The 16010-nt window shown below is 65.6% G+C and carries 13 protein-coding genes; 4 read left to right on the forward strand and 9 right to left on the reverse strand.

Annotated elements, in window-relative coordinates; all coding sequences use genetic code 11:
- Positions 1-93: 93 nt before the first annotated feature.
- Complete coding sequence (locus U0034_RS06485) at positions 94-1065, reverse strand: LysR family transcriptional regulator (RefSeq protein WP_085223270.1); 972 nt, start codon at positions 1063-1065, stop codon at positions 94-96.
- Between the two features lie 413 nt (positions 1066-1478).
- Here U0034_RS06485 and U0034_RS06490 point away from each other — a divergent pair, with 413 nt between their 5' ends.
- The 3 genes from U0034_RS06490 to U0034_RS06500 all read left to right on the forward strand — a co-directional run bounded on the left by U0034_RS06490 (position 1479) and on the right by U0034_RS06500 (position 6310).
- Positions 1479-2882 carry an MFS transporter gene (locus tag U0034_RS06490; protein WP_085223268.1) on the forward strand — a complete coding sequence of 468 codons (1404 nt, stop codon included), beginning with the start codon at positions 1479-1481 and terminating at the stop codon, positions 2880-2882.
- 199 nt (positions 2883-3081) lie between these two features.
- Entirely contained in the window at positions 3082-4470 is a 1389-nt protein-coding gene (gene purB / locus U0034_RS06495) for an adenylosuccinate lyase (RefSeq protein WP_085223266.1), read from the forward strand.
- 205 nt (positions 4471-4675) lie between these two features.
- Positions 4676-6310: a hypothetical protein gene (locus tag U0034_RS06500; protein WP_085223264.1), complete on the forward strand. Its 1635-nt coding sequence runs from the start codon at positions 4676-4678 to the stop codon at positions 6308-6310.
- 118 nt (positions 6311-6428) lie between these two features.
- Here the strand turns inward: U0034_RS06500 and U0034_RS06505 are convergent, their stop codons facing one another.
- The 4 genes from U0034_RS06505 to edd all read right to left on the reverse strand — a co-directional run bounded on the left by U0034_RS06505 (position 6429) and on the right by edd (position 11092).
- Positions 6429-6932 carry a gluconokinase gene (locus tag U0034_RS06505; RefSeq protein ID WP_085223262.1) on the reverse strand — a complete coding sequence of 168 codons (504 nt, stop codon included), beginning with the start codon at positions 6930-6932 and terminating at the stop codon, positions 6429-6431.
- A gap of 29 nt (positions 6933-6961) precedes the next feature.
- On the reverse strand, positions 6962-8347 hold the full coding sequence (locus U0034_RS06510) for a GntP family permease (RefSeq protein WP_085223260.1): 1386 nt from the start codon (positions 8345-8347) through the stop codon (positions 6962-6964).
- 229 nt (positions 8348-8576) lie between these two features.
- On the reverse strand, positions 8577-9212 hold the full coding sequence (eda, locus tag U0034_RS06515; protein WP_085223257.1) for a bifunctional 4-hydroxy-2-oxoglutarate aldolase/2-dehydro-3-deoxy-phosphogluconate aldolase: 636 nt from the start codon (positions 9210-9212) through the stop codon (positions 8577-8579).
- 11 nt (positions 9213-9223) lie between these two features.
- On the reverse strand, positions 9224-11092 hold the full coding sequence (gene edd, locus U0034_RS06520; protein ID WP_085223254.1) for a phosphogluconate dehydratase: 1869 nt from the start codon (positions 11090-11092) through the stop codon (positions 9224-9226).
- Between the two features lie 284 nt (positions 11093-11376).
- On the opposite strand from edd, the gene U0034_RS06525 reads away from it, so the two are divergent.
- Positions 11377-12219, forward strand: a complete 843-nt coding sequence (locus U0034_RS06525; RefSeq protein WP_085223252.1) for a MurR/RpiR family transcriptional regulator — start codon at positions 11377-11379, stop codon at positions 12217-12219.
- 111 nt (positions 12220-12330) lie between these two features.
- Here U0034_RS06525 and U0034_RS06530 read toward each other — a convergent pair whose 3' ends face one another.
- From U0034_RS06530 to U0034_RS06545, 4 genes are all read right to left on the reverse strand, one after another.
- Positions 12331-12747: a CopD family protein gene (locus tag U0034_RS06530; RefSeq protein ID WP_085223250.1), complete on the reverse strand. Its 417-nt coding sequence runs from the start codon at positions 12745-12747 to the stop codon at positions 12331-12333.
- Between the two features lie 114 nt (positions 12748-12861).
- Complete coding sequence (locus U0034_RS06535) at positions 12862-14148, reverse strand: glutamate-5-semialdehyde dehydrogenase (RefSeq protein ID WP_085224357.1); 1287 nt, start codon at positions 14146-14148, stop codon at positions 12862-12864.
- A gap of 160 nt (positions 14149-14308) precedes the next feature.
- The gene (gene holA, locus U0034_RS06540) at positions 14309-15400 is read right to left on the reverse strand and encodes a DNA polymerase III subunit delta (protein WP_085223247.1); all 1092 of its coding nucleotides are present in this window, start codon (positions 15398-15400) and stop codon (positions 14309-14311) included.
- A gap of 31 nt (positions 15401-15431) precedes the next feature.
- The gene (locus tag U0034_RS06545; protein ID WP_085223245.1) at positions 15432-15983 is read right to left on the reverse strand and encodes an LPS-assembly lipoprotein LptE; all 552 of its coding nucleotides are present in this window, start codon (positions 15981-15983) and stop codon (positions 15432-15434) included.
- Between the last annotated feature and the right edge of the window lie 27 nt (positions 15984-16010).

The raw sequence follows: 16010 nt of genomic DNA on the forward strand, positions 1-16010 counted from the left end.
AATGCCGATTGGTCATCCCGTTATGCGTTTTATGCATAATCGCCGTTCGAGCTACGAAGGTCCGCAGTCGCAACCATGTCCTGGTCGTGCCGACTAGGCTTCCTTGTCCGCCGCCTCCTTTGCCGCCAGCTCGTTGGCGACGACGTCCCACAAGCGGCGCACGAGCGCGTGCCGTGGATCGTCGCCCGCCGCGGCGAGCTTGTCGCGGTACAGCCGGATTTCCATCGTCAACGTGAACCGGTCCGCCGCCACGCCTCGCATCGGGCGGTCCAGCCGGATCAGCTCGCCAGCCGCCACCTCGTCCTCCACCGCGCTGTGCGGCAGGAACGCGACGCCGTGTCCCGCCGTCGCCATCGCCTTGAGCGCCTCGGCCATATCGGTCTCGTAAATACGATCGAGGTAGAGGCGCTCGGGCGCTTTACCGATGATCACCTCCGTCATCCGGCCAAGGTAGGCGTTCTGCGTGTAGGAGAGGTAAGGCACCGGCGCTTCGGCGGTACCCGGCAGCACGTAGCGTGCTTTGCCGGCGCGCCCCGGCGCCGAGAACGGGCTGATCGGCTCGAAGCCGAGCGTGAGCATGTCGTAGCGCGCGGGGTCGAGCGCCACCGGATGGCTCGGGTGGTGATAGCCCATGACGAGATCGCATCCGCCCTCCACGAGCGAAAGCACCGCGTCGTGCACGTTCAGCGCGCGCAGCCGCGTATGTACGGGCCCCATGCGCGCCTCGATGCGCTGCAGCCACCGTGGATAGTAGGTAAGCGAGATCGTGTGCGGCACCGCGAACTCGATCGTCGCGGCCGGAGCGCCGACATGCCCGCGCAACACTGTGCGCGCCTCGTGCATTTGCGAAAGCATCGCGAGCGCCTGCTCATAGAACACTTCGCCCGCCTGCGTGAGCCGCGTCGGGTACACCGAACGGTCGATGAGCTCGGTGCCAAGCCACGCCTCGAGCGCCTGGATGCGCCGTGAAAAGGCCGGCTGCGTGACGTGGCGCAACTCCGCCGAACGGCTGAAGCTGCGCGTTTCGGCCAACGACACGAAGTCTTCGAGCCATTTGAGTTCCATGCGGTGTTTCCCTGAGCCGTCGTCTGCGACGAACGGCATTGTACCGGGCGCGCCGCGCTGTTCCCGCCCCGCCCGGCTTGCCGCCGGGCCGCGCGCGCGCCGCCCGCTATGGCCCCCGTCGCCGGCATCCGGCGCAGTGTTGCCGCAACGCACCATCGCTGCGCGTGGCGCACGGCCGCAGTGCCCGCCGCGCAGCGGTGGTGCGCCCTGCCCCGCGACGGCCCCCTTTCGCCCGCTCAGGCGCGCCGGAAGGCGCTCCAGCCCCGCTGCGCATAGACCCAGGAGCCGCGCGACGCAAGCATTGGTGCCTGTCTTGCGACCTTATGGCACGGCCCTTGCGTATGCCGACCGTCGCGCTGCACCGCAAAATAACAATGCGCGATTCAACTCCAATCACTCGACGCGAGGATGTCATGAAGAACCTGCAACACGCGCTACGGAGCGGCAACTGGCGTTCGCTCCTCGCCTGTTTTCTCTATTTCGATACCGGCTTCACCGTTTGGGTTCTTTATGGCCCGCTCGCGCCCTTCATCGGCAAAGACATCGAAATGTCGGCCGCGCAGCAGGGCTTCCTCGTGGCGGTGCCCGTGCTGGCCGCGGCCATCCTGCGCGTGACGCTCGGCAACCTCTACCAGTCGGCCGACGGTCGCCGCGTCGCGCTTGCAGGCGTACTGCTGTCTGCGCTGCCGACAATCGTGCTGCCCCTGCTGCCGTCGACACCCTCGTACACGTTGCTGCTCGTACTCGGCGTGTTTCTCGGCGTAGGCGGCGCGAGCTTCGCCGTCGCGCTGCCGATGGCCGGCAGCAGCTATCCGCCGAAGGTCCAGGGCCTCGTGCTCGGCCTTGCCGCCGCGGGCAACATCGGCGCCGTGCTCGACGGCTTCCTCTTCCCGCGCGTCGCGAGCGTGCTCGGCTGGCAGTTCGCCACGGCCGCCGCGTTGCCGCTGCTCGCGATCGCAGGCCTCGCGCTTTTCGTCTGGGCGGAAGACCGCAGCGAGAAATCCGGCAGCGTGCTGCGCGCCTCGCTGTCGTTTATCGCCACGCTCGTGGGCCTCATCGTGCTGGTGCTGGCGGTGAAGGCCGGCGTATTCGGCTCGGGCAAAGCCGGCCTGCTGCTTTTGCCGGTGCTCGGCGCCGCCGGTGCGATCGCGCTGCTGCCCGCGCGCTATCGCGCGGTGCTCGCGGAGCGCGATACCTGGGTCATGATGCTGATCTACAGCATCACGTTCGGCGGGTTCGTCGGCATGTCGTCGTACGTGACGCTGCTGCTCACGAATCTCTACCAGATGCCGAAGCTCGAAGCGGGCCTCTTCATGTCGCTGCTCGCGTTCCTCGGCGCCATGGTGCGCCCGCTCGGCGGCTATCTGGCCGACCGCGTCACCGGCGTGCGCGCGCTGCTCGTGCTGCTCGCGGCCATCTCCGTCGCCGACTTCGCGTTCGCCGCCTGGATGCCGCCTCTGAACGGCGGTATCGCTCTGCTCGTGTTCCTCTACCTCGCCTTCGGCCTCGGCAACGGCTCGACCTTCCAGCTCGTGCCGCATCGCTGGAAAGGCAAGACGGGCCTGCTCTCCGGCGTCGTGGGCGCCGCCGGCGGCATCGGCGGGTTCTACCTGCCGGTCGTGATGGGCATCGCGAAGGAAAGCACGGGCAGCTATCAGATGGGTTTCGCCACGTTCGGCGCGCTTGCCGCGTGCGCCTGCGCCGCGCTCTTCGCGCTGCGCTCGCAGTGGCTCGTCTGGGCCGCGCCCGGCGCGCTCGCGCCGACATCGGCCCCCAACGCCTCGGCCATCGGCCGCACGGCACCCGCCGGCGACTGAACGCCCGCCGTCCCCCGCTCGGCGGGGGCGCGCTCGAGCGAATGAAAGGCATGCGCTGCGGCGCATGCTTTTTTTTGTTCGGCGCGCGGCGGTTCACGGCATGCTTTTCGCGCCGCGCGGCCGCCCCGCGCACCGGTGGTAAAATTCGCGATTCCCTTGCCGCTTACTACCGGGCCATCCCTCGCCCGAACGTCCCATCATGTCCGATACCCGCGCCGACACGCTTTTCGCTCTCACCGCCCTTTCCCCCCTCGACGGCCGCTACGCCGCCAAGACTGAAGCCCTGCGCGACTGGCTTTCCGAAGCCGCGTTCATGCGCCATCGCGTGACCGTGGAAGTGCATTGGCTCATTGCGCTGTCACACGCCGGCTTCACGGAAATTCCGCGCTTTTCGGGAGAATCCGAACGCTTCCTGCTTCAACTCGTCGAGCGTTTTTCGACGCACGACGCGGCCCGCATCAAGGAAATCGAGCGCGTCACCAATCACGACGTGAAAGCCGTCGAATATTGGCTCAAGGAATCGGTCAAGGGGCAGCCCGAGCTCGAGCGCGCAAGCGAGTTCATCCACTTCGCCTGCACCTCGGAAGACATCAACAACACATCGCACGGCCTCATGCTGGCCGGCGCGCGCGAACACGTGATCGTGCCAGCGCTGCGCTCGGTGCATAGCCGCCTCGTTGCGCTCGCGCGGGCGCAAGCCGAGCAACCGATGCTCTCGCGCACGCATGGCCAGCCGGCAAGCCCGACGACGCTCGGCAAGGAGATCGCCAACGTCGCCGCACGCCTCGCGCGCGCCATCGAGCGTATCGAAGCGGTGCCGATCCTGGCGAAGATGAACGGGGCGGTCGGCAACTACAACGCGCACCTGTCGGCTTACCCCGAGTTCGATTGGGAGGCGTTCTCGCGCGACGTCGTCGAAAAGCGTCTGAAGCTCACGTTCAACCCGTACACGATCCAGATCGAGCCGCACGACTACATGGCCGAGCTCTTCGATGCCGTGTCCCGCGCCAACACGATCCTGCTCGATCTCGACCGCGACGTCTGGGGCTACATCTCGCTCGGCTACTTCAAGCAGAAGACGAGAGCCGGCGAGATCGGTTCGTCGACGATGCCGCACAAGGTCAACCCGATCGACTTCGAAAATTCGGAAGGCAACCTCGGCCTCGCAAACGCCACGCTGCGCCACCTTGCCGACAAACTGCCCGTCTCGCGCTGGCAGCGCGACCTCACCGATTCGACGGTACTGCGCAACATGGGTGTGGCACTCGGCTATTCGCTGCTCGCCTACGATGCCCTGATTCGTGGCATCGACAAACTCGAGGTGAATCCGCAGCGTCTCGCCGAAGACCTCGACGCATGCTGGGAAGTGCTGGCCGAGCCCGTGCAGACGGTCATGCGCCGCTACGGCATCGAGAACCCGTACGAGCAGTTGAAGGAGCTCACGCGCGGCAAGGGCATCACGCGTGAAGCGATCCAGCAGTTCATTTCGCAGTTGGCCATTCCCGAAGATGCCAAGGCACGCCTGCTCGCGATGACCCCCGCCTCCTATACGGGCAAAGCCATCGAACTCGCCAAGCGGATCGCCTGAAGCGGAACGCGGGCGGCACCCGAGCGCGGCCGCGCGGTGCCGCGCACGGCCTGCCGCCGATCTATGCCGCCGATTCTCAAATAATAAAAACTACGGTGGCAATCCCGTTATTCCCGCCGGCGGTACGCTCGCTTCGACTTGTATCGAAGCCCCCCTGCTGCTAGGTTTTGCGGTGTAGTGCCTGCACCGCTTCCTGGAGCACCACATGTTGGATCCGCCACGCTCCGCGTACGGGGAACGCCTCAGACGCGCCCGCTCGCTCGATCGGCTGCAGTTGCCCGATCGGCCGAGAGTGGCCGAGCGGGCGCGCTCCGCCGATGCGCCGCCGCCCTCGGCATCGCGAATGATCGACCTGACCTATTCGCCCTACATTTGGCCGCCGGCAAACCGCGAACAGCCGTCATACGACTATCGAACCGCGACTGGTCTGTCGTTTCAACCGCCGCGAGATGCGATGACGCAGGCGCTGTCGCTGATGAGGGACATAGGTGCCCACGCCCCTGAAGCGCACGCGCTGCTCCAGGAAGGCAAGCAATTGTGGCTGCGGCGCGACTTGGCAGACAGATCCGCTCTCGTCGATTACTACAAGAAACTGTGGAGTGCCGAATACGGATTGGCCGGGAAAGACAGCGACCCCGACGAATACGAGAATGATCCCCGCGACCAATCGCTCGCCAGGCAGTTCATCCATGACTACGTCAGGTTCAAGAGTTCGTACCCGACCGCGGGCCGATCGAGCGCGCCGCACTGGTTGAAGCTCAACGACAACATTTATGGACGGAAATTCGAATCCGATGTCGCAAGGCAGCTCGTTCAAAGGCCGCTGCCCGACATGCTCATTGCCGCCAGGATGATGGGTCAGGCGTTCGTCAGAGAACTCGATGCCAAGCTGTATGCCGACCCCTTCCTGAAAAAAAGAAACCTCTTTCTGGCCATCTTGCAGTACCGGCTGAGCGAGGACCGACGCCCTTGGTTCGGCCGGACTCAATACATCACGGCGCTCATGAAGGCGCCGTCGATCGATTTGTTGAAGAAGGCGCTCATGGACGTCAACAACGGCTTCGACATGATCGGCGTTCCCTACCTCATCGTCAAAGCCGGCAATTCGCTGCAGACGATCGATCTCGCGCCGGAGTACCTCGAAATGTCGACCCTCACTTACGCCCGGAACATCCTTGGTCTGCGATCGACCCTGGGCGAGCGGGACGCCATGAAAAGGCCAACGAGTTCGTACGGAATCGGCTTGCCCCCGCACCCGCGATACGAGAGCGCGGGGCCGCTCGCCGAGGCCCCGGTGAACTGGACGATCGTGAAGCCGTTCCTCTCGCAACTGCGTCCGTTCGCCAAACGAGCCCTCGCCGCCGGCTACCCCGTTGTCTGCGGCTTGTCGGGCAGTACATACATCTTGACGTTCCTCATGCATTATCTGCGCCACCAGGAGCCCGATTTCAACGGGGGCGCCGGCATGCTCGCCGTACTCGCGTTTCTGAGTTTCGATGGCGGACACGCTTTCAACGAAGCGATGCCGGTCTATCACGCCTCGACCCGCCTGCCCAAAGGACCCCTTAAGCACGACGAATCCACGTGGTCGGCCTGGCGTGCAGTAGCGGGCAACTATTCGTTCCACTACAAGCAGTTAAGCGCGCTGCCGTCGTCGGAGGCAAGCCAAAAAGCGATCGATGCGGTGCTCGAACGCGCGTTGGACAGCACGCTCGATTACTTCAAGCAGCACGACGTCATGCAAAGGGCAAACAGGGAAGCGGCAGCGATCGCCCGGGCGGGCGGCAAGCAATTGCCGCCGGCGCATACCCTCGCCTTCGAATCCGACGACGACTTTTGACGTCGTCAGCCCGTTGCCCCCATTGACGCGAACCGGGGCCGGGCCGGCCGATATCCGGCGCGAGCCCGCCCGGCACCAGGGGCGCGGCGACAGCGCCTGTCGCCTCAACACCCGTTGTTCAATGCGCGACGGCCCGGGCGATGACTTCGTCGACGATCGCCTGGGGGGTCATGTCGATGCTGACGGTGACGGCCTCGTCGTCTCCGGGTTCTTCGAGCGTGTCGAGCTGACTGCGCAGCAGCGACGGGTCGAAAAAGTGGCCCGTGCGGTGCCCCAGCCGCTCTTGCAGACGCTCGTACGTTCCTTTCAGATAAACGAACCGCACGTTGCCGTCGGGCGTGCCCCCCCCTCGCAGCACATCCCGATATACGCGCTTGAGCGACGAGCAGCCAAATACGGCCGTCTCGCCCGTGTGCTCCTTTTCCTCAATCGCTTCGCGGATGGCCGCGAGCCACGGCCAGCGATCGTCGTCGGTCAGCGCGATGCCATGCGCCATCTTCTCCTTGTTGGCGGCGCTGTGAAACTGGTCGCCATCGAGAAAACCGCAGCCGAGACGCTCCGCGAGCAACTCGCCGATCCGCGTCTTTCCGGCTCCCGACACACCCATCACGATCAAAATCATGTTTCCTCCGGCCCCATGCATGTGGCCCGTCAAACGATCGCACCGAGTGCGAAGGTCAGCGCCAGGCCCAGCAGCGAGATGATCGTTTCGCAGAGCGACCAGGTCTTGAACGTCTGCCCGACCGTCATCCCGAAATACTCTTTGATCAGCCAGAAGCCACCATCGTTCACGTGCGAGAAGATCAGCGAACCGGAGCCCGTGGCGAGCACGAGCAGCTCCGGCTGCGCATGGACGCCGCCCGCGGCGGCGACCGGCGCGACGATACCGCATGCGGTCGTCATGGCAACCGTGGCCGAGCCCGTTGCCAGGCGAATCAGTGCGGCGACGAACCACCCGAAAAGCAGCGGCGAGAGCTGCGCCTGCGAGGCCACCGCGACGATCTGCTGCGAGATGCCGCTGTCGCGCAGTACACCGCCGAAGCCTCCGCCCGCGCCGACTATCAGCGTAATGCCCGCGATCGGAGCGAGACAGTCGCCGCAGAATTTCTGAATCTGCTCGCGCGTGAAGCCGCGCTTCGCGCCGAACGTCCAAAAACTCACCAGTAACGCTATGAGCAGCGCCACATCGGCATTGCCGACGAAACGCAGCAGGTCGTTCGGTACCGTCTTCGGAGCGAAAAAGAGATCCGCCCAACTGCCGACGAGCATCAGCAGCACGGGCAACAAGATCGTGAACAGCGTAATGCCGAAGCTCGGCAATTCGCGCCGCCCAGCCGCTTGGCTGCCTTGCGCACCCTCCGTCCGGTCGGTTTCGACGAACTGAGCGGCAAGCGGGTTCACCTCCGGCAGCCTGATATGGCGATGCACGAGCAGCGCAAAGAGCGGGCCGGCCACCATCGCCGTGGGCACACCGACGATGAGCCCGTACGCCACTGTCTTGCCGATGTCGGCACCGTAGGCCTGCACGGCGAGCAGCGCGGCGGGGTGCGGCGGAATGAGGCCATGCACGACCGACAGGCCCGCCACCATCGGCAAGCCGATCAGCAATAGCGACTTGCCCGTGCGCCGCGCCACGTTGAAGGCGATCGGGATCAACAGCACGAAGCCCACTTCGAAGAACACCGGCAAACCCACGATGACGGCGACGAACATCATCGCCCAGTGAATATTCTTCTCGCCGAACCATCGGATCAACGTCGTGGCGATGCGCTCCGCGCCGCCAGACTCCGCCATCATCTTGCCGAGCATCGTGCCGAGGCCCACCACCACGGCGATGTGGCCGAGCGTATTGCCGTTGCCGGTCTCGAACGATTTCACGATCTTGTCCATCGGCATGCCGGCCGCGATACCCAGTGCCAGCGAGACGATGATCAGCACCAGAAACGGATACATCTTATAGCGCGTGATCAGAAGGATGAGAACTGCGATTGCGATCACCGCATAGACCAGCAAGAGGCTGCCGTGGACCGATCCCATTGAAACCCTCCTTGTCTTTTGTCGTGCAACGAAGGCGAAGATGCGGCGGGCGGTGCGGCGCCCGGCCGTCGCTGCATTGTAGGCGGTGACTGGGAGCGGCGATAGAACCGGTTCCAAAGGAAAAACCCTCATCGGCAACGAGTCGCTGCCGATGAGGGTTGGGCGGAGAAAAGCCGCGGCGCGCCGAAGCCGCGAACAACTGGCGGCCCGGCAGCGTTTCGCGAGCGTCTCAGTGCTGGTGTGCCGCGAGTTCCGAGGCGGCTCGGGCGAGCCGCGTGACTTCGTCCCAGTTGCCGGCGGCGAGCGCCGCCTTCGGCGTAAGCCAGGAGCCGCCCACGCACACGACGTTGGGCAGCGCGAGGAACGTAGGCGCGGATTCGGGGGTGATTCCGCCGGTCGGGCAAAACTTGAGCGTCGGGAATGGGCCGTGGAAAGCCTGCAGCATCCCCACCCCGCCCGCCTGCTGCGCGGGGAAGAACTTGACGATCTCGTAGCCAAGCTCCAACGCGACGAGAATATCGGTGGGCGTCATGACGCCGGGCAACAACGGCAAACCCGCATCCTGCGCAGCCTGATGCATATCCTTCGTGAGGCCGGGGGAGACGCCGAATTGCGCGCCGGCCTTCTTCGCGAGCGCACAGTGCTCGGGCTTCGTGATCGTACCCACGCCCACGACGATGTCGGGCGAGAGCTGGCTGGCGCGTTCGATGGCCTGCAGCCCCGCGGGCGTGCGCAGCGTGATTTCGAGGACCTTCACGCCGCCTGCCAGCAACGCACGCGATACCTGCTCGCCCTGCTCGGCTGTCTCGAATGCCAGTACCGGGATGACCGGGCCGAGGCGGACGATGTCTTCGATCTTCTTCATCTTCACACTCCTTATTGCTGATTCGCGTGAACGGGCTGTTCGGACGGCTCGCCGACGAGTGGGCCGAACACCGAGGCACCCAGTTCGGCGGGCAGTGCGGCCGCCCGGAACACGCCGAACAATTCGCGGCCGAAGCCGACTTCGTTTTGCGCTTGGTGCTTCGGCGCTTCGACGGGGCGAGCCGCCCATTGAGCCTCGTCGACTTCAACGTCGAGCAGGCCGCGCTCGGCGTCGATGACGATCATGTCGCCCGTGCGAACCTTCCCGAGCGGGCCGGCAAGCAACGCTTCAGGCGACACATGAATGACGGCGGGGACTTTGCCCGATGCGCCCGACATGCGCCCATCGGTAACGAGCGCCACATGGAACCCCTGGTCCTGCAGCACCCCCAAAAGCGGCGTCAGCCGGTGCAGTTCCGGCATGCCGTTGGCGCGCGCCCCCTGAAAGCGCACGACGGCGACGAAATCGCGCTTGAGTTCGCCGTTGTCGAATGCTTCCTGCACGGCTTCCTGCGAATCGAATACGATCGCACCCGCCCGCACCGCACGATGCTCGGGTGCCACCGCCGAAATCTTGATGACGCCGCGGCCAAGCTTGCCTTGCATCAGCCGCAGGCCGCCATCGGGCTGGAACGGCTCGCCGATCGGCCGCAGCACTTTCGTGTCCGCGCTCGCTACCGGGCCGTCGACCCAGGCGAGTGCGCCATCGATGAGCCGCGGCTCCTGCGTGTAATGGGCAAGCCCCTTGCCGGCAACGGTCGTGACGTCCTCGTGCAGCAAGCCGCCCTCGAGCAGGTTGCGCACCAGGAATGCCATGCCACCGGCCGCATGGTAATGGTTCACGTCCGCCTTGCCGTTCGGGTAGATCTTGGCAAGCAGCGGTACGACGGCCGAAAGCGCGTCGAAGTCATTCCAGTCGATAAGAATACCGGCCGCGCGAGCGATCGCGACGAGGTGCAGCGTGTGGTTGGTGGAGCCGCCCGTCGCCAGCAGCGCGACGATTCCGTTGACGATCGCCTTTTCGTCGATCACATGGCCGATTGGCGTGTAGTTCCCGCGCTCGACCGTCAAATCGAGCACCCGGCGCGCCGCGGCGGCCGTCAGCGCGTCGCGCAGCGGCGTATGGGGGTGCACGAACGCCGACCCGGGCAGATGCAGCCCCATCACTTCCATCAGCAGTTGGTTGCTGTTCGCCGTGCCGTAAAACGTGCAGGTGCCGTGCCCGTGATACGCGGCCGATTCGGCTTCGAGCAGCGCCTCGCGCCCGACCTGGCCAGTGGCGAACTGCTGGCGAATCTTGGCTTTGTCATCGTTCGAAAGGCCGCTCGTCATCGGCCCCGCCGGCACGAAGATCGTCGGCAGATGACCGAACTGCAGTGCGCCGATCAAGAGGCCCGGCACGATCTTGTCGCAGATGCCAAGGCAAAGCGCCGCGTCGAACATGTTGTGCGTGAGCGCCACGGCCGTGGCCATCGCGATCACCTCGCGCGAAAAGAGCGACAGCTCCATGCCCGGATTGCCCTGCGTGATGCCATCGCACATCGCAGGCACGCCACCCGCGAACTGCGCGACGCCCCCGTTCTCGCGCGCGGCGCGCTTGATGATGTCGGGGAAATCCTTGTAGGGCGCATGTGCCGAAAGCATCTCGTTGTATGACGAGACGATCCCGATATTCGGCACGCGCTGGGCCTTGATGGCAAGTTTGTCATTGCCCTCGAGACCGGCGAAGCCATGGGCAAGGTTCGCGCACGAAAGCGCGCCCCGGGCCGGGAACCGTCCTTGCGCAGCATCGATGCGCGCGAGGTAGGCCGCGCGCGTCGGCCCGCTGCGCTCGACGATGCGCTTCGTCACTTCGATCAGCGTGGAATGCGGCGACACCATGGGGAAATGCTCCTTAGCGGAAGATGGCGCATCGCGGCGCCATGCATGTGGGGTAATCCGGCGAATCGCAAAGACGTTGCCGACATGAAAGCGGCGGTCGCGGGAATTTTAGTAGAAATACTACAAGCCCACAATGTGCAGTGCGGCAAAGATCCCGCCGCAAAGCCATTATGCTTTAGGGGCGCAATCGTCCTGCGCAGGCACCGCCATGTAGATTTTCTACACACAAAGCGCGATACTAGGTCCCGACGCCGACAACCGCCGCGCCGACGCGGCTTTTCGCCATGCTTGCCCGAATCGAAGCCATGCGCATGCATTTGCGCCCCTCCGAACGCAAACTCGCCGACTACGTGCTCGACACGCCGCGAGAGGTTCTGGACCTCGCGATGACCGAGTTGGCCGAGCGCGTGGGCGTAAGTCAACCGACGATCGCGCGCTTTTGCCATGCCCTCGGCTGCGGCGGCTTTCGCGAGTTCAAGATACGCCTTGCGCAAAGTATCGCGCAAAGCGTGCCCGCCGTTTACCGCGACGTGCGCCCCGATGAGCCGGCCCCGGGTATCGTATCGAAGGTGTTCGACCGCACGATCGGCGCGCTGATCGAGGTGCGCAACAGCCTGTCGGCGGCAAGCGTCGCCAAAGCGGTCGAGTTGCTCGCGAAAGCCTCGCGCATCGAGTTCTACGGTGCCGGCGGCTCCGGCATTGCTGCGGCCGACATCCAACACAAGTTCTTTCGGCTCGGCATTCCGAGCGTCGCGTACGCCGATCCCCACACGTACACGATGTCCGCGGCGCTGCTGGGCGCCGGTGACATCGTGGTGGCGATTTCGAATACGGGCCGCACGCGGGACATCGTCGAGGCGGCGAAATCGGCCCTCGGCTGCGGCGCAAAAGTGATCGCGATCACGCACAGCCACTCGCCGCTCGCGCGGATCGCGTCGGTGAGCCTGTCGGCGAACGTCGCCGAGGAGACCGATATTTTTTCGCCGATGACCTCGCGCATGTCGCATCTGGCGATCGGAGACATCCTGGCGGTGGGCGTGGCGCTCACGCGCGATCACGCGCGCGTGGAGCAGCTCGGGCGCGCGAAAGCCGCGCTTGCGCGCCGGCGCATCGAGTCGGAAGATTGACGCCCGGTTAAACCGCGGGAGCCGCGGGAGCCGCGGTCATGGCGATCGAAGCGCGCGAGCCGCTTGATTCGGGCCAGCCGCAGGGGCGGGCCCTCGAAGCCTGAAAGAGCCTCAAAACGGCTTGATGACGACGAGGGCGACAGCCGCCAGCATGCCGAGAACCGGCAGTTCGTTGAAGAAGCGATACCAACGATGCGAGCGGCGATTCTGCCCGCGCTCGAACGTGGCGAGCAACCGCCCGCAGTAGACGTGGTAAGCAACGAGCAACACGACCACGCCGAGCTTCGCATGCATCCACCCTTGCCCGTGGCCGATGCCGACGACGAGCCACAGCCACAGGCCGCAGACAAGCGCCGGCACGGCGATGAAAGTCATGAAGCGAAAGAGCTTGCGAGCCATGACGAGCAGCCGCCGCTGCGCGGCCGGCTCCGTCTCCATGGCGAGGTTCACGAAGATGCGCGGCAGATAGAACAGGCCCGCGAACCACGAGGCGATGAGGACGATATGAAAGGTCTTGATCCAGAGCATCGGTTCTTGTTCGTTCGGTTCATGCCTGCAAGGCGGTCCTGCGCCGGCGCAAGCGATGGATGATGGCGGCGCCGAGACGTGCGGCCAGCACGTCCAGCCGGCACTCCGCTTGCGTTACTGCCGCACTTCGCCGTGCCCGAGCACGACGTACTTGAGCGACGTCAGCCCCTCGAGGCCGACGGGCCCGCGTGCATGCAACTTGTCGTTGGAAATACCGATTTCCGCGCCGAGCCCATATTCGAAGCCGTCGGCGAAGCGCGTCGACGCGTTGACCATGACGCTCGCCGAATCGACCTCGCGCAAAAAGCGCATCGCGCGGTCGTGGTCCTCGGTGAGAATTGCGTCCGTGTGTGCCGACCCGTAGGTGTTGATGTGATCGATGGCGGCATCGATACCGTCGACAGTCTTGATGGCCAGCACCGGGGCCAGATACTCCGTGCGCCAGTCCTCCTCCGTCGCATCGACGAGCGCGAGCGCGGCCGCATCGGCGCCGCAGGCACCCTCGAGCACGGCACGAGCGGCGGCGTCGACGCGCAGCTCGACCCCCTTCTCGCGATAGAGCTTGGCGAGCGGCGGCAACACCGCGCGGGCGATACCGCGCGCGACGAGCAGCGTCTCCATCGTGTTGCATGTGCCGTAACGATGCGTCTTCGCGTTGTCGCACACCGCAAGCGCCCGGGCGACGTCCGCGCGATCGTCCACATAGACGTGGCAGATGCCGTCGAGATGCTTGATCATCGGCACGCGCGCTTCTTCGATGAGACGGGCGATGAGGCTCTTGCCGCCGCGCGGCACGATCACGTCCACGAACTCGGTCATCGTGATCAGTTTGCCGACGGCCGCGCGATCGGCCGTCTCGACCACCTGCACGGCCTCACGCGGCAGCCCTGCTGCGGCGAGCCCCTCGGCGATCAGCGCAGCCAGCGCGGTGTTCGATGCGAGCGCCTCGGAGCCGCCGCGCAGGATGGTCGCGTTGCCGGACTTCAGGCAGAGCGCCGCCGCGTCGATCGTCACGTTGGGGCGGGACTCGTAGATGATGCCGATCACGCCCAACGGCACTCGCATACGCCCGACCTGGATTCCGCTCGGACGGTACTTGAGACCATCGATTTCCCCGATCGGATCGGGCAGCGCCGCAACCTGCCGCAACCCTTCGATCATCGTCGCAATGGCCTTGTCGGATAACGTCAACCGATCGACGAAGGCGGCGTCGAGCCCTTTTTCACGGGCGCGTGCGACGTCGCCGGCATTGGCTTCCTTGAGCGACGCGGCGTCCCGCTCGATCGCCCGGGCAATCGCATGAAGCGCGTCATTCTTCGCCGCGCTGGACGCGCGCGCCATGGCGCGCGAGGCCTGCCGCGCGCGGCGGCCGATACCGATCATGTACTCGTCGATGTTCATGGTGACTCTCGTCGGCCCCACGCGCCAGGCTTGCGGGGCTTCAAATCGGATGCGGAAGATCCGAGGGGATACGAATAAAGAAAGCGTTGTGCCGATTGTAAAGGCAACGGCCCCGACCCGGCGCACGCGCGCCCGGGCAGGCGAGCGTACTCGAGCTCGCCTAAGCCGGGACAGGTCGCCTGGCCCCCGCACGCTTGCCGGGCTCGGCCACGAGCGCCGCAAGCTCGAAAAGGCCGGCCCACGGGTCGGGCGGCAGCGCGCCGCGCCGCTTTCCTGGGGGCACGCCGGCCGTCAAGCCTTTCACCTGTCGATCGAGCCCGGCCGCGAGCGCGAGCCCCTCTTCGAGCACCGGCTCGGTAAGCCGTGCAAGAGCCGGCCCGACGAGCCGCTCGCGCGGCCCCCAGACGCGGTTTTCGCGCAACAGCATGGCGAGCGGCTTGCCGGCCGCGGTGCCCCGCTTGATTCGCAACAGCGTGCGCAGTTCTTCGGTCAGCGCCCATAGCACGAGCACGGCCGCCTCGCCTTCGCCCTTCAAACCTTCGAGCATGCGCGCGAGCCGCCCGACGTCGCCTGCGAGCATCGCCTCGTTGAGCTTGAAGACGTCATAGCGGGCCACGTTCAAAACGGCGTCGTGCACCTGCTCGAACGTGAGGGCACCTTGCGGATAAAGCAGCCCGAGCTTCTGGATTTCCTGATGCGCCGCAAGCAGATTGCCCTCGACACGCTCGACGATGAACTGCAGCGAGCGCCGGCCCTCTTCGCCGGCAGTGACGCGCTGGCCCTGCTGAGCGAGGCGTTGCGCCACCCAGTTCGCCAATTGCGCACGCTCCACGGCGTCGATACGCAGCGCAGCGCCGGCCTCGGCCAGCGCCGCGAACCATGCAGCCTTTTGCATAGCCGCATCGAGGCGCGGCAGCGTGACGAGCAGCAGGACATCGGGATTGCCGGCCGACGCGAGCATCTTCAAGGCCTCGGCACCTTCCTTGCCGGGTTTGCCCGACGGAATGCGCAGCTCGATCAGTTGCCGATCGCCGAACAGCGACATCGACTGGCTCGCGCCGACGAGCGCGCTCCAGTCGAAGCTGCGCTCGACCGTGAAGACCGAGCGCTCGGTGAATCCGGCCCCGCGCGCCGCCACGCGAATGCGGTCGCAGGCCTCCTGTACGAGCAGATGCTCGTCTCCGAAGACGACGTAAAGGGCGGCTAGCCCTTTCGCCAGATGCGGTTCGAGTGCGTCGAGTCGCAGTTGCATGCGGATCGGTCGGTAAGCGAAAGCGGGCCGATCAAAGCGGCGGCGGCGGCAGCGGCGCGCGCGGTGCGACGGCCGGGGCTTGCTCGCCCGGTGCCGGGTGCAGCGAGCGCACGGCGCCGAGCCGGCGCACGAGCTGATCGACGGCGTCGTTCTGCATATCGGCATAAAGCAGATCGGCTTCCTGCTGTTTCGCGAGCGTGTACTTGCTGCTGTACGTCATCGCGCGGTTCAACGCGATGACGCTCGGCGGAATCAGCACGGCGCCGTCTGCGCCGACGAGCGAATAGGTGAGCGCGTAGTTGAGCTGATACTCCTCGGCCACGCCGAGCGAATTCAACGTGAGCGTGGACTGCCCGCGCGATTCGCGCAGCGTGAGAATGGCATCGGCGTTCGGCTGCGTGGTGACGACCACGGTGTCGCTGCCGCCTTGCACCATCCTCGTGAGACGCGCCGCGACGGGCGCCGTCGCGCCGGCGATCGCGAGGCGCTTGAAGACGTAGTCCTGCTGCCCGCGCAGCTGAAAGCCGCACGCGGCGAGCATCATGGTCCCGGCGACGAGCGCAAGAAACGATCGGCGAATCACATTGGCTCCTGATTGACCTGCTGCGGG

Origin of the sequence: Trinickia caryophylli (assembly GCF_034424545.1) — a bacterium.
Taxonomy (GTDB): Bacteria; Pseudomonadota; Gammaproteobacteria; order Burkholderiales; family Burkholderiaceae; genus Trinickia; species Trinickia caryophylli.